Source organism: Thalassococcus arenae (assembly GCF_019104745.1).
GTDB classification, from domain to species: Bacteria; Pseudomonadota; Alphaproteobacteria; order Rhodobacterales; family Rhodobacteraceae; genus Thalassococcus_B; species Thalassococcus_B arenae.
This window is the reverse complement of the sequence record NZ_JAHRWL010000001.1, coordinates 225,430-239,341: the sequence shown is the minus strand read 5'-3', so window position 1 is coordinate 239,341 and position 13,912 is coordinate 225,430. Positions and strand designations below refer to the sequence as shown.

General features: G+C 57.7%; 11 protein-coding genes. 7 read left to right on the top strand and 4 right to left on the bottom strand.

The features are described from left to right. Position 1: 1 nt before the first annotated feature. Positions 2-919, bottom strand: coding sequence for a LysR family transcriptional regulator (locus tag KUH32_RS01155; RefSeq protein ID WP_217776237.1), 918 nt, complete (start codon positions 917-919; stop codon positions 2-4). A 385-nt stretch (positions 920-1,304) separates the two neighbouring features. On the opposite strand from KUH32_RS01155, the gene KUH32_RS01150 reads away from it, so the two are divergent. The 5 genes from KUH32_RS01150 (at position 1,305) to KUH32_RS01130 (ending at position 5,726) form a co-directional block, all read left to right on the top strand. Continuing rightward, a complete protein-coding gene (locus tag KUH32_RS01150) occupies positions 1,305-2,807 on the top strand; it encodes a sensor histidine kinase (protein ID WP_254898955.1) in 1,503 nt (500 codons plus the stop codon). Further along, positions 2,804-3,412 carry a response regulator transcription factor gene (locus KUH32_RS01145; protein WP_217776236.1) on the top strand — a complete coding sequence of 203 codons (609 nt, stop codon included), beginning with the start codon at positions 2,804-2,806 and terminating at the stop codon, positions 3,410-3,412. The genes KUH32_RS01150 and KUH32_RS01145 overlap by 4 nt, the downstream gene beginning before the upstream one ends. Before the next feature lie 89 nt (positions 3,413-3,501). Beyond that, a complete protein-coding gene (locus tag KUH32_RS01140) occupies positions 3,502-3,984 on the top strand; it encodes a GlcG/HbpS family heme-binding protein (RefSeq protein ID WP_217776235.1) in 483 nt (160 codons plus the stop codon). A gap of 65 nt (positions 3,985-4,049) precedes the next feature. Next, entirely contained in the window at positions 4,050-4,724 is a 675-nt protein-coding gene (locus KUH32_RS01135) for an ankyrin repeat domain-containing protein (protein ID WP_217776234.1), read from the top strand. 192 nt (positions 4,725-4,916) lie between these two features. Next, a complete protein-coding gene (locus KUH32_RS01130) occupies positions 4,917-5,726 on the top strand; it encodes a competence protein CoiA (protein WP_217776233.1) in 810 nt (269 codons plus the stop codon). Positions 5,727-5,826: 100 nt separating this feature from the next. Here KUH32_RS01130 and KUH32_RS01125 read toward each other — a convergent pair whose 3' ends face one another. The 3 genes from KUH32_RS01125 to drt3a all read right to left on the bottom strand — a co-directional run bounded on the left by KUH32_RS01125 (position 5,827) and on the right by drt3a (position 9,523). Continuing rightward, a complete protein-coding gene (locus KUH32_RS01125; protein WP_217776232.1) occupies positions 5,827-6,075 on the bottom strand; it encodes a hypothetical protein in 249 nt (82 codons plus the stop codon). Between the two features lie 219 nt (positions 6,076-6,294). Continuing rightward, positions 6,295-8,274, bottom strand: a complete 1,980-nt coding sequence (gene drt3b / locus KUH32_RS01120; protein ID WP_217776231.1) for an antiviral reverse transcriptase Drt3b — start codon at positions 8,272-8,274, stop codon at positions 6,295-6,297. A gap of 16 nt (positions 8,275-8,290) precedes the next feature. Continuing rightward, on the bottom strand, positions 8,291-9,523 hold the full coding sequence (drt3a, locus tag KUH32_RS01115; protein ID WP_217776230.1) for an antiviral reverse transcriptase Drt3a: 1,233 nt from the start codon (positions 9,521-9,523) through the stop codon (positions 8,291-8,293). Between the two features lie 463 nt (positions 9,524-9,986). On the opposite strand from drt3a, the gene KUH32_RS01110 reads away from it, so the two are divergent. Further along, on the top strand, positions 9,987-12,737 hold the full coding sequence (locus tag KUH32_RS01110) for a UvrD-helicase domain-containing protein (protein WP_217778212.1): 2,751 nt from the start codon (positions 9,987-9,989) through the stop codon (positions 12,735-12,737). 90 nt (positions 12,738-12,827) lie between these two features. Then, positions 12,828-13,664 (top strand): protein NO VEIN domain-containing protein, encoded by an 837-nt coding sequence (locus KUH32_RS01105; RefSeq protein WP_217776229.1) that lies wholly within the window; start codon positions 12,828-12,830, stop codon positions 13,662-13,664. The last annotated feature ends 248 nt before the right edge of the window (positions 13,665-13,912 follow it).

Below are 13,912 nucleotides of genomic sequence, written 5' to 3'. Positions count from 1 at the left end.
CCTAGATCAGGAAGTCCAGCGGCACTCTCAGCGACGCAAACTTGCCCCGCACCTCGTTGACCAGGCAGTCGATGAACAGGGCCAGTTCTTCGGTCGCCTCCGGCCCGGCCTGCTCGACCAGCGCGATCGTGTGGTGAATACGGGGTTCGAAAGGCCGGATGGCCAGGTCGGACGTGTTCGAATAGCCCGCCATCATCGCGTTGACGACCGCCACGCCCAGCCCCTCGGCCGCGCAGCGGCATGCCGTGGCGACATTCGACGTCTCGACACGGATATCCGGTGTCAGCCCGTCGCGCAGAAAGGCGTCTTCGATCAATTGCCGTGTCGGCTGCCGCCGCAAAAGGAAAATCATCCGCTCATCGGCCAGGTGTGCGGGACGGATCACCTCCTTTCCTGCCAGGGGGTGGTTCTTGTGCAGGACCACGCAGCTGGCCGTGCGGAACAGTGGCGTCACCTTCAACGCCGGATGCGACACCGGCAGAGCGACCACGGCGAACTCGGCCTCCTGGCGGACCATGGCATCGACCGTCGCTTCGGTGGTTCGCACGTCAAAGCCGAAACGGATATCCGGGCGCTGGTCCGACAGCGCGCGCAGGACCGACGGCACCAGGCCGTAGGACAGGCTGGGCACCGTGACAAAGGTCAGCTTGCGGTCCCGCGGCTCGGCCCGTCCCGACATGGCCTGCATCGCCGCCACGGATTCCAGCGCGCTGCGGGCCTGTGGCAAGACGCGGTTGGCGTGCCGTGTCGGTGTCAGCCGCCCGTTCGCCCGGCTGAACAGGTCGGACCCGAGGTTCGATTCAAGCCGAGCCAGGATGCGGCTGACGGCGGATTGCGTCAGCCCCAGTTCCCTCGCTGCCGCCGAGACCGAGCCTGACCGCATGATCGCCTCGAACACCTCGAGTTGTCTTATGTCCATCTGACCTTCTGTGGGTTCGTGGCGTCCCGATGCGCGACTCTATCTGCGAACGGCCCGGAAAGTAAAACGAGACCGCTCCGGGCTCTCTTGGCGTTTGTCCTGTGGCCTGTCCGCTGAAAAGTGGTCCTCCCCGCAGTAGGCTTTCGAGCCAGATGGAGGATGAAGGAATGCCGCGGTTGCGGCCCGCTTTCCGCGCATTCGAAACGGGTGCAAAACAAAAGCCGTCATCGCAAGCCGACCCGTCTCTGTAGTCCTACGGATTTCAAAATCGTGCCAAGAGGTTATGCTTGTCCCGACTTCGTGATGCGCCAACGGCATCGGTGGCACCGGAAGGGGACACGTGTCAGAGAGAACGCGATCAGCTCGAGACCTCCTGCGCGGCCCCATGGCACAGGGGGGCGCTTGGCTTTTGCTGTGCGGCCTTGCGCTTGCGGCGCTGGCAGGGTTCGAACGCAACGCACGGCTGGGAGAGTTGACTGCGGAAAGCGAGCGCCTTCACGCGGTCGCATCACAACGGGTCGACCAGCATGATGCGCATCTGACAGCGCTGTCGGCGATCGCGGTGGCCGGTGCAGAGCAGCGTCCGGATCTCCTTCGCGAGGTTGCAGGGGCGATCATGCGGTTCTACCCTCGCGTTATCGGCGTCTCGCTCGTGCCGCTCGACGGCGTGGGCGGCACGTTGGAAATCGGGATCAAGGAGGCCCAGCTAGGGGACGTGATCCGCGCGGCGGCCGGACGTTCGACCGGCGCCCCGGTCCTGGTGCGCCATCCGTCCGACCGCCCGGCTTATCTGATCGTGAAGCGGAGCCCGAATACCGAGGCGGCGCGATACGGGCTCGCTCTCGTCATCGATGCCGAGGCCCTGCTCGACGGAGATTCCGCCTATTGGACGCGAACCGAGACGGCGCGGTGGCTGGCGCTTCCCGACGGCACGCCGCTCGTCGGTGTGGTCGGGGACGGGCGCGCGCCGCAATTCACCCGGGCGCTGTCGAGCGGCACCCAGCCGCTGGTACTCAAGACCGCGATCCGCATGACGGTATCGGACAGCTTGCCACCGCGCAGGGTGGCCCTCGTCTTCGCTCTGATCGCACTCTTTGGCTTCGCTCTGCGCGTGGTCGGACGGCAGCGCGCCAAGGTGCGCGCCGCTGAAGCGCGGGCCGAATTGAGCGGTCTCGAAACCCGTCTCACCCATGCCTCCCGGGTGAACGCGCTTGGCGAGATGGCAAGCGGTATGGCGCACGAGCTGACCCAGCCTTTGACCGCGATCCTGGCGCAGGCGCAGGCGGCTCGGCACCTGGCCGCACGGGGCGACACGGACCGCGTCGCGCAGATCCTCGAGGACGTGGTCGGGCAGACGCGCCGCGCATCCGCCATTCTTGAGCGCCTGCGCACATGGACCCGGCCGCGCGCGCGAAATGCGGAACCGATCGATCTGAGGGACTGCATCCGCGTGGCCGAAACCCTGCTCGCGGGACAAGCCGCGGAGCTTGGCGCCCGGCTCAATCTGACGATGCCGCCGACGCCATTGACGGTGGAGGGCGATCGGGTGGAGCTTGAGCAGGTGCTGTTCAACCTGATGCGGAACGCTCTGGATGCGGTTGCCGAGAGTTCGGGGGCGCGGGAGGTTGCCGTCGACGCATCGCCGGACGGAGAGATGGCGGTGATCGACGTCAGCGACACCGGTCCCGGCATCCGGCCGGACGTGCGGGACCGTCTGTTCACGCCCTTCGTGACGACACGGGAAAGCGGAACGGGCCTCGGCCTCGCGCTCAGCCATCGCCTGGTCGAGCGCGCCGGTGGCGATCTGACGGTGATCGAAACCCGCGAGGGCGCACGGTTCAGGATCAGCCTGCCGCTGGTCCGCGAGGCCCAGGAGGCTGCGGAATGACGGCCCCGGTCTATCTGGTCGACGACGACGCAGCGGTCCGGGACGCGCTTTCGCTGCTTCTCTCGACGGTTGGGATCCAGGTCAGGACCTTTGCCGGTCCCGAGGATTTCTTGTCGGCCCTGCCAAAGCTCGATCCGGGCTGCCTGATCCTCGATATCCGGATGCCCGCGATATCCGGGTTGAAGCTGCAGGAACGCCTGACCGCCAGTGGCGTGGCTTGGCCGACAGTAGTGATTTCGGGCCATGGCGACATTGACGCCTGCCGCAAGGCGTTCCGCAACGGCGCCATCGACTTCCTGTCGAAACCGGTGGACGAACAGGACCTGATCGACGCCATCCAGAAGGGCCAGGTGGCGCTTGGCAAAACCGCCGAAGCCGATGCCGAGCGCCGCGAAACGATGGCGCTGCTATCCGGGCTGACACCGCGCGAGCGCGAAGTCCTGTCGCTCGTCGCGCGCGGCTTCGCGACGCGTGACATCGCCGGAGCGCTCGATGTCTCGCCCCGGACGGTGGAAAGCCATCGCGCGGCGATCGGGGCCAAGCTCGGCACGACCTCGCCGGCCGAGATGACGCGTCTCTGGATCGAGGCCGAGAGCACTCGGTAGTTCTACGGAGGCGTCGGACCGGCCTACGAATGGGGCGAGGACCAGAGACGGCGTAGGCTTCTCCCTGTCACCAGCAAAGGAGAACCCACATGCTCAGAACGACCGCTCTTCTCGCCGCTCTCGCCGTGCCCGCGGCCGCCGTGGCGCAGGACCTGCCGACCAGCCCCTATTTGCCGCTCGCCATGGCGACTGACGCTGCAAATGCGGCCCTCGAGGCCTGTGCCACTGAAGGTCACAGCGTCAGCGTTGCCATCGTCGCCCGAGACGGCAACACCAAGGCGCTTCTGAAGGCCGACAATTCCGGCCCGCACACCGCGTCGAGCGCGACCGGCAAGGCCTTCACCTCGGCCGGTCTGGGTCGCGACACCGCCGGGCTGGCCGAATTCATCTCCGGCAACACCCAGAACAACGGCCTGCGCGACATGGATCCGCGTCTCGTGATCCAGACCGGCGGCTTGCCGATCCGGATCGGTGGTGCGCTCGTGGGTGGCATCGGCGTCGGCGGCGCACCGTCGGGTGCGATCGATGCGGATTGCGCCCGTGTCGGTCTCGACGCGATCGGCGCCGAATAAGTCGGACGGGCTCCGCGCGTGAGGCGCGGGCCCTTCCTCACGATCACCCCAAGAAAGGTAGACCCATGCGCCGCCTTCCCCTGATTGCCCTCCTCGTCGGACTTGCCGGCCCGGTTGCGGCACAAACCGCCCCTTCGCCGAGCGAAGTCGCCGCCTATGACGGTCTTTTCCGGGCCGCGCATGAGGGCGATGTCGCCAGGATCGCGCAGCTGGTCGCGGAGGGCGCCGACGTCGATGCCCGTGACTCTCGGGGCCGCACGCCGGCGCATGTCGCCGCCTTCGCCTCCGAGGATGACGCGCTGCGCGCTCTGGCCGAAGCCGGTGCCGACATGAATGCGCTCGAACACCAAGCCTATGATGTGGTGACCATTGCCGCGGTGGTGGACGACCCCGAACTGATGTCGCTCGCGATTGAACTGGGCAACGATCCGGGCCTCGTCACCAGCCCCTACCTTGGCACCGCGCTGATTGCCGCAGCCCATCTTGGCCATGCCGAGGTGGTCCGGCGCCTGATCGACGCCGGCGCACCGCTCGATCACATCAACAACCTGCACTGGACCGCCGTGATGGAAGCGGTTGTTCTTGGTGATGGCGGCCCGGATCACCAGGCGGTGCTCGACGCGCTCCTGTCCGCAGGTGCCGACCGTTGGCTGGCCGATCGCGATGGCGTCACGCCGCTTCAGCATGCCGAGGCGCGAGGGTTCAAGCAGATGGTCGAACGTCTCCGAAGAGACCACTGATCCGCTTGCTTGGGATAGTCTGCGTTTTACCTGAGTGCGCGACAGGCGCGGCGCTCGGACACGCCCGGTTCCCTAAGTGCCAAGGGCAACTGACCCCGGTTTGCGTTCACCGTCGCAGCCGGGGTTTCTTTTTGACGTTCGCAGCATGTTTTGTGCTTACATACCCGTCGTATTCGATATGTAGGGGTAGCGATGCTTATAGCCGAAAGTGATGGAAACCGAATTGACGCTTTCACAGCGGAACGCGGCCCTACTTATCATTGCCCGAAGTGCAGGGGCGAAGTCGTATTGAAGAAAGGCCGGAAGGTCGTTCACCACTTTGCCCACAAGCCGCCGATAACCTGCACTTGGGTAAAGGGCGAAACCCGTGCGCACATGGAATCGAAAGTCATAGTTGCCGCCGCACTCAAAGAACGCGGCCTGCGGGCAGAACTTGAATTCGTTGTTAACACTTTGCCGGGCGACCGACGCGCCGACGTTATGGCTTGGTCGCCGAAGGGGCTGCAAATCGCCTTTGAACTGCAACACACCCCAATCGGGATAGACGAAATTGAGCGCCGCGCGTTGTCCTACGCCCGTGCGGGCATCGCCCAAATCTGGATACCCTTCCTAACGTCGAGGGTATGGGACGGCGGCGTGCCCCGGCATGGGGGTTGGTTTGTCGAACGCTACTCGCCCCGTCACTTTGAACGTTGGGTGCACGGCTTCAACGGCAAGAATGGCATGTGGATGTATGACCCGAACGACAAGGCGTTTTGGCTAGGGCGTTTGACGGGGCACCAAACCTACGTCGAAGAATCGACGTGGTTTTTGGAAGGTGGCGAAGAAAACTACAGTGGCGGGTTCTGGAAGTATTCAAAGCGGTTCAAGGAACTGACCCTAGAAGGACCGTTCAAGGCCGAAGACTTGTTGATTGCCGTGTCCAAGCGACGCGCTTTCAGCACATCGAGGTATCACTGGCCTGCCGCGCGTATCGCCAATCTGACCCCTTCAAAGCCCTGAAAATCGCATGGGTAGTTCATGGATAGGATTGGTTGAACGCCTATTGATCCAATGAAATCAATTGAAAATGGCGGAGACGAAGTCCGAAAGTTTTTATTTATCAGCTGGTTAAGTCATTGCTTTTGTTGGGCGCGGGATCGCGGCGTGGTGCGGATTGTGCAGCAAAATGTGCAGCAGAGTTGGGCAATTCTGGCTTCTCGTAGCCATTGGCAGGGGAAATTTGATACTCGACACCTTTCAATCGGAAGGACTGGCGACTTCGCGCTTTGGTTCGCACGCCGCTGATATGCACGCCCAGATCAGTAGGCCTCAAAAGGCCCACAACGGTCACTCGAAACTGTGCTAACATGCTGCGCTCGCAGCCCGCATTGCCGACATTCGCCGCGTGCGCATATCCGTGTACAGCAATTTGCTTGAGTTATGGAGCTGAGGGGGTGCCAAAAGTGTGTGCGATTGCTCGCTCCAGAAGCACTCTTGGCTAGATTGAACAGTCTAGCTAGTTTGAACTCAAGGTCTGTACCCATTCGAAATGGGCAGCAGGCACCGCCTCAACCAAGGCTAGGATACATCAGGCGTAGACCGCGCTCAATTCCTTCTTTTCGATCATACTAAGTAAATCGATCCCGTCCCAACGAACGAACCAGTGCTGGGTTTCAATCTCGTTGACTAGCTGTTTAGCCTTTGCCTTGGTGATCGTACCAAGTGCATCGTTGGAAGACAAAAGCTTGGGCCAAATGTCTACGAGCAACTGCTCCCTTTTGGCCTTTGAAACGAACGTGCATGCAAGTAAGTCTAACGCTAGGTGGGCAGATTCCGCATCTCGAATTAGATCATCCTCATCCCGAAGACGCGCGCTAGCTCGGTCAAATATTCCGATTTTTCTACCTCTAAGAGCTGGGCTGTTTCCGCAGACATATAAGCCAACGACGGTCTGAAAATAGCCGACTTCTCCACCACCACTTTCAATCTTATCGAGAACTTCAGCCTCTAGTGTCCCGTCACCGGAGAACTCTTGAAGGCTTAGCAGGATGTTTAACATTTCAATCGGCACCACAGAGCTTTTTGCGTAGAGCTTGTAGAATGTAGGAGAACGCGCCAAAAGCGACGTCCATCTCAAAGACGCCTCTCGGACGATTTGGAAGCCTTCGGTGTCATTATTTTTGAGGTGCTGCGCCGATCGAACGAGCGTATGCGATAGTCGCAAAGATGATGCAACTGTCGGATGTAGGGTGAAGAAGTAGAAGCCGATATCTAGCAGTATCAAAATCGCTTCTCGATAGTGCAGCTTCGAAAAGTACTCGTTGTCGGAAGCTTCGGCATCGGTATAGGTGTCCGCCAGTTGCACGAGTTTGTTTCGCATGGCGCCAATGATGTAATTTGAAACCGCGTCGTATCCCATTTCCGACGCATAGCAAGCTGCCTTCACCTCTCTTGTGAAGTCGCCAAACAGAGCATGGTGCTTATAGATGTGCCGAGGAAACTCAATTCGTCGTCCTTCGTGGTAGTCGCGGTCGAGCGTCTTTTCCCAAAGCTTTTTGATACTCAGGTCCACCCTGTCAATCACGAGCGACTTCCGAGTATAAAACGGCCTTTCGATAATCTCCGTCTTCAGTTCATTCAAATGTAGATTATACTCTCGCAAGGCTAGCGTCAGTTCATGTTGAATTGTTGCTAAGTCCTCTTTGGTATTGGCAAAAATGTAATAGTTGTCGACATAGCGTCTGCTTTCATAGTCTTGTCGCATCTTTAGCCGAGAGGGCAAATTTTCAAGTCGGCTCGACGTATTTCTGTCAACTCTAGCAAGTATAATTTCAGCAAAAATTCTGCTCGCCTCTGGACCTATACAGATTCCGCTTGTCTCGTTGTAATTGAGTTTTTGCATTATGCTGTCGAAGTCATTGCCGAAGGACTGTGCTCCGATGCTGTCCTTTGCAAGCTTCTTCGATTTAGTAGCCCAGGCGATGGAATGTGTGTAGATGCTGTCAAAACATTTGGAGATGTCTAAGGCACACATCAGTTTGAACTTTTTCTCCAAGCGGATGTGATCATCCGAAAGAAAGAATCGATACAGCCGATCAAATCCTGAGTAAGAGAAGTAGCTGGCTGGATTTCTCACAAGCGTGTCGATCTCAGTCGTGTCGACTGTGGCGTTCTTGTACTTGTTCTTGTCCGCTACAGGAGAGTCAAAAAAGTACGATGTTCCAACTTTCGTTGGTTTTCGTATCGAGTATGGACTTCGGTTGCCATACTCGCAGATGAGTTGATTGTACTCGTGATAAAAGTGAGCGACTTCAACCTGTCCGTGCGGATGGACAAGGCTCAGGGTACGTAAGCTATCTTCCCCTTTGACTATGCTATACTTGAATGGGACCGTGAATTTTCGCTGCTTCAAGACGATCGTCTCAACAAACTTTTGGAGAAGCTCAGACTTAGACTGAAGATCGCTTAAATTCTTGTAGAATCCATCGTTGCTGAAGATGATCGGAACTTCAAAAGGGGCTGTGTCGGTCAAAACAGTACGCCAAACATCGCTTTTCTTCAGGCGCACCTTAGTTTTGCTTTTTCTAGGCATATTTCCAGCACTCCATGAGAAACTTCAATCGTTCTGGAGTGAAATTAAAGTGTATCTTGTCGATAAATGCCCTCTCAAAGGAAATGGTCAAAAGCTCATTCCGTTGTGCAAGGGAGAGTGAAAGAGACAGAGGTCCGCAAATCTTCCCAGATTTTGATAGGAGGATTTTTCTTTGGAAGGCGTCCAGCTCTTTCAATGACTTTGAAGGGAGGTCAATTAGACCATAGGTATGGTACATGCCCGCCGAACGGACCCGCGATTTTCGGGTATCGAAGAACTTATAATTGCAGGAGTTGACTCGAAATCGGTCTCTAAGGTCACCAAAATCTCCGTCCTTTAAATACTGAAGAAGTGACCGTGCGACCCTCGTCTTTCTTTTCTTCACCTTATTGTCAGAGACATCAAGAACGACCTTCCTGTTGTTCGGTCTGTCTTTGCCAATCCCCAACACAGAGAACGAGAAACCAAGATAGTCAAACTGATGTTCGGCTATTGGCACTTTGGCTTTCGTCTCAGTGAAATTGATTAACCGCGTCTTCTTTTCATTGAGGGATAAGCCGGGCGGCAGAAGCTCGGAAACACTTTTTCGTAAGCCCTTCAGGTCTCTTGTTGGCGGCAAAACCAATATGATATCGTCTACGTACCGAGCATAGAGATGTGGTTTTAGTTGAGACTGCATGGAGGCATCAAAGTCCTGCATATACATTTCCCCCAGTGCTGCGCTTATTGCCAGCCCGGGAGGGACGCCGTGGATGCCTTGTGCCGCACATGCAGTTATGAAGCCTTCAAGAACTGTTCTCGTTCCAGGTGCAGTATCCAATCTACGTTGCACCATACCCGTGAGAGAAGCCTGATCTACCGATGGGTAGAACTGTCTGACATCGAATTTCGCTACGGCAAAAGGCATGCCCTCTTGGCACAGAAGTTGAAGCCTTTGAATAATATCAAGCCGATTACTCTGCCTCGCGCTGGAGATTTTTCTGATATTTTGGACGGCTTTCCGCAATACAAGCTCAGTTGGTAGGTCATTGTTTTTGTAGATTGCCCGACCCGAAAGATCATTCTTCTCTAGCGTGATGCCCTTGAGACCGGATTTAGCGTAATTCACCGCTTTCGTAATTTGAGCATTTCTGAATGCTTCGGTCTTAAGTTTAGGTTTGTCCTTGAAGTCGGTTTTTCTAATATGTCGATTTAGAGAAGTGGGACCAAATGTCGGGTCATACATATTTCAAATCCAGAATCCATTGTGACCGCTAAGAACTTGATCTGTCATCTTGTAACGACGGTCGCTGTCCGCACTATCTCTAGTTGATATCACGTCTATAGTCGGTTTGGGAGAGGTCTACTTTTCTGAAGTTTGCCTCGCCGTTAGGCAGGCGCAGCGAAGGTCAGCTGCCCGCCCGCGCTACCTCACTGCAAGACCTTTGGGCCATGTTCAAGTGCATCGGGCTCATCGATGAACCAGAACCGTCTTTTCTTCGAACTCAGTCTGCCAAACGGTCAGAAAACGCTCTAAACCATCGTCTATGGAACTGAAATCTCAGCCCTTACTTGCTTTCCTTGGTGACCCGCGCCGCCGACTTCCGCGTGCGCTAAGTTTACAAGGCGGTGGTATTGCAGCGCGTGGGGGCAAGCGAGCCAACATCGGCTTCGAAGAAGTCGTCGCAAAACCGGCGACGAAGCGGGGGATGCTTTCTTCGTCTTTTTCCCTTGATCTGGCTGGTGGCAAGCAGATTATTCTTCCAGCCGTCAGCAAGGCCGCTGCGAATTCATTTGCTGAAGCGGTTGGGCAGGCGTGGTCCAAATTCAACCTTAGGGAACTTGCCAAGGAAGAGGAGAGAATCCAGCGGCTCCTTCAATCCCTAGAGAAGCTCCAAGCGCCTGAGCGATACCCGTCAGCATTCCATATCGACCCATTGGCACGAGAGGCATTGGACCTGACTGACCGTGTCTTGTCCAAGCTCAACGCCGAGGCTGTTGGCGACAAGACGATGCGTCGAATCGCCCCGATCCTTTCCTTCTCTGCTGACCCTGCCAAAGCCCGCGAAGCCGCGATCGAGCGCTTTGTCGATGCACAGCTCGACCGTTGGACGGAATTTCTCGACACCGTCGAGTCCATGCCGTTGACGCCCGAACAACGTCTGTCCGTAGTCGTCGATGAGGATGCGACGCTGGTTCTAGCCGGGGCCGGATCGGGCAAGACCAGCGTCATCACCGCGAAAGCGGCCTATCTCGTTAAGGCCGGGATCAGGTCTCCGGAAGAACTGCTTCTCCTGGCCTTTGCACGAGATGCAGCGACTGAGATGTCTGAGAGGATCGAAGCTCGTTGTGGCGTGCCCATCGCCGCGCGCACGTTTCATGCGCTGGCCTACGAGATCATAGGCGATGTCGAAGGGGAAAAGCCCGCGCTTGCGCCGACGGCAACGGACGACAAGGCGTTTCTATCGCTTATCCGCGACATCCTGCGATACATCGTCAGCCGCGTCAGCGACGTGGCAGAAACCGTGATCGGCTGGTTCGCAGGCTTCTTCGACGACTTCCCATCACCTTGGGACTTCAAGTCCGCCCATGAATGGTATTCCGAGGTCGAAAGCCGCAATTTACGGACGCTGCAAGGGGAAACCGTCAACAGTTTCGAAGAACTACTCATCGCGAATTGGTTGTATCGGAACGGCATTGCCTACGAATACGAACCTACCTACGAACACAAGCTGACCGGGACTGGACGACGTGTCTACACACCGGATTTCCGCCTGACCGAAAGCGGTGTCTACATCGAACACTTTGGGGTGCGGAAGAGACGAACCTCAGATGGCACCGAGCAGCTGACAACCGCGCCATTTGTCGATCAAGACGAATACCTAGCCGGCATGGATTGGAAACGAAAAGTCCATGCGGAACACGAGACGGTCCTGATCGAAACCTATAGCTGGGAGCGCGAGGAGGGTCGGTTGCTCGACGCGCTCGCCGAAAAGCTCGCGCCACACGTCACCATGAGACCGATCCCGGATATCGAGATTTATGATCAGGTCACACAGGTCGGGGTCGTGGACGGGTTCTCGTCACTGATCGGCACCTTTCTTCGCCATTTCAAGAACGGCGGTTATCAGATCGATGACTGCTCCGACAAAGCATCCACCCTGAAGATGGGAAAGAGGGCCGAGGCTTTCCTCAAGATATTCGGGGCGGTCTTCCGCGAGTACCAGAACCGCTTGGGCGACCGCATTGATTTCGAGGACATGGTGATCCGGGCGACTGCGCATGTCGAAAGCGGACGCTACAACAGCCCCTTTCGCCACATTCTCGTTGACGAGTTTCAAGACATCTCGACCGGACGCGCGCGTCTTATCAAGGCACTCAAGGAGCAGCACTCGGATGCAAAGATCTTTGCGGTCGGTGATGATTGGCAATCGATCTATCGCTTTGCCGGTTCCGATATTCACATAATGCGGAACTTCGGGACCGAGTTTGGGGGGCATTTTGCCGGTGCATCCGGCATCCACCGAACCGTTGATCTTGGCCGCACATTCCGATCGGTGGACAAGATTGCGCACGCATCACGACGCTTCGTCTTGCGGAACCCAGCCCAGATTACAAAGACAGTGCGTGCGGCAGGAGAAACGGATCAGCCTGCGATCCAGGTTGCATGGACCCGGCGCGAAAACGCCGAAAACGTGCTCGACGAAACCCTCACCTCTCTGTCGGAGACTTGCACAGGTGGCGTCCAAATGCCGTCCGTGCTCTTGCTTGGCCGATATAGGTTCAATGAACCTGATCTCAGGCGCCTGCGGCGGCAACACCCGGCACTTTCGCTGAGTTTCAAGACGATCCATGCCTCCAAAGGCCTGGAGGCGGACCATGTGATCATTCTCGGGGCCGACAAGGCTCGTATGGGGTTCCCGTCCATGATCGTTGACGATCCATTGCTAAGTCTCGTCTCACCGGAAGCGGAGCTGTTCGAGAACGCAGAAGAGCGTCGCGTGATGTATGTCGCCATGACGCGCGCCCGGCGCTCGGTCACAATCCTTGCGTCAGAAGCACGGCCTTCAGTCTTCGTTACCGAACTGATGAACGATCCGGATTACGGCGTCGTCAGCCCGATTGAGACAACCGAACGTACACATACCTGCCTGCAATGCGGCGGGCGTCTTCTCTACATGCCCGGACAGGACGGGCCGGGGTGGTATCGCTGCGAACATGTGAAACTGTGCGGAAACCGTATGCCGGCATGTCCAGAATGCGGTGTGGGACTCCCGGTCCGGGACCAAAAACGCAGCGTGATGGAATGTTCGGAATGCAATGCGTCGCAGCAAGCCTGCCCCAGCTGCGACGATGGATGGCTCATTGAACGCCGTGGCAGGTTCGGACCCTTCCTCGGGTGTGTCCGATTCCCGGACTGCAATGGGAAAGCGAAGATCGCGAAGACGGCATCGCGCTAAATACACTATCAAGACCCTTCACGTCGGGCGCAAGCACCCAAAGTTGCGCAACTAAGTGACATAAGCCTGACCTTCCCCTAGCCTGGCATGATGTCGAGCCAAGCGTGGACAGATGCCGAGAATGACCTGATCGTCGCGGATTACTTCGCGATGCTGGCCGAAGATGTGGCAGGCCATCCCTACAACAAGGCCGAGCATCGACGGCAGCTTCTACCGCACCTCAACGACCGCTCGGACGGGTCGGTTGAGTTCAAACATCAGAACATCAGCGCTGTGCTCAAAGGGCTCGGTGAGGCCTGGATCACCGGGTACAAACCCGCGTTCAACTTCCAGGCCAGCTTGATCGACGCCGTCGCACGCTGGTTGGCGATGCGTCCAGACTGGGCGTATCGTTCCCTTTCTTCCCGGCCGATGGAAGGCATGGCCGAGGCGGCGCAACTCTGGGTCGGGCCTGCACCGACGTTGACCAACCAACCGCCGCCGGACGAGCTTGAGCAGATGCTCCACATCGCCAAGAAGTTCGACGTGGCCGCGCGGGATAAACGCAACCGCGCCCTTGGTAAGGCTGGAGAAGAGCGCGTCTTGAAACACGAGCGTAACACTCTGACTGCAGCGGGGCGGGAGGACTTGGCGCAACAAATCCGCTGGGTTTCGGAAGAAGAAGGGGATGGCGCGGGCTATGATATTGCCAGTTTCAATGCAGACGGACGGCAGCGTCTCATCGAGGTGAAGACCACAAACGGGTGGGAACGCACGCCGTTCCATGTCTCGCGCAATGAACTTGCAGTGGCAGATGAACGGCGCGAGGAATGGTGCTTGTTTCGCCTTTGGAATTTCGCACGAACGCCCAAGGCTTTCGAGTTGCGCCCGCCGCTTGACGCGCATGTGTCGCTCACGGCGACCAGCTTTCAAGCAAGCTTTCACTGAATTGTGTTGACGAGACATGACCCCCGAGACCGCGCATCAATGGAGCGCGAGATAAAAGGGGTGCCGCAGTCGGCACGCAACTGGTTGTTGTGACTGGCTTTATTCAACCGCACTCCTTAACATGACGCGGCGAAAGTACGGTCAACGCACTGATTTTGCGCGAATAATTCAGCGGCACATTCCCGATGGACGCTTTTTGCGGCGTCAGTTTCTACCCAAGATCAGATATTTAGGCGCCCTTAAGCGGC